The organism is Psychrobacter sp. 1Y4, from assembly GCF_051847555.1.
This window is the reverse complement of record NZ_JBPYDE010000369.1, coordinates 1-816: the sequence shown is the minus strand read 5'-3', so window position 1 is coordinate 816 and position 816 is coordinate 1. Positions and strand designations below refer to the sequence as shown.

General features: G+C 38.4%; 1 protein-coding gene. It reads right to left on the bottom strand.

What is annotated here, in order from left to right:
- Window positions 1-696, bottom strand: a 696-nt coding sequence (locus ACS8FC_RS16375; RefSeq protein ID WP_439297555.1) for a glycosyltransferase, incomplete at its 3' end; no start/stop codon positions are given.
- Window positions 697-816 lie beyond the last annotated feature (120 nt).

Here is an 816-nt window from a genome sequence, read left to right as displayed (position 1 = left end):
CAGTAAGCGTCTAGCCTCTATCTTACTGTATTGTGCAAAGGCAACTGTGTTGATGGGATTTGGTAGCTGAATATGATTTTTATTTTTTAGTAAACTGCTACTCTTTGCGGCTTGATAAATCCAGTTACTAAGTCCAACGATAGTCATATCCTCTATCTGAGCATATACCTGTCGCTTGCTCTCCCAGCCTTTTCTACTCAGATCATTGTCTTTTTTACTATTTAGCACTGTTGAGTTACCACATTCGTCTAAATAATGCTGCTGATCTTCATCGTAATGCTCACCACCAGTAAAAGCCCACATATCATGTAAACTCCACACGATTGGTTTATCAATCTTAGCCAAATCTTGGACAGACACCATAGCACCTGCTACCCAATGCAAATGCACAATATCAGGATTGATATACTTAATCTTCCTCGGAACTTGGCTAAAAGGCAGCCATGCTAGACTAAAGAGAGTTTGTGTACGGCTTTTATATCTTTTGACAGGTAGACTATCTAATGTTGGACGAAATAGGTTAATACCCTTTTCCAGCTTACTCGTAGGTGATATTACCGTACCATCATCGCTAGTTTTTTTTTGAACTAGCATTTTACTATCGATACTCTCAGCTAGTAGTGCCCGATGCAAACGATAAGCGGCGCGTGCTGCCCCGCCATCGGTATCAAAAGTATTTATATGGAGGATTTTCATTGAAACTCTTACACCTTAAGTAGCTCGGTAAGCTTCTTTATAACTCTTAAATACAATGGTCGTCTTAAACTATGATAATAAAGAATTATTTTTTTGACAGCTTTCCTATTTTCTAAAATC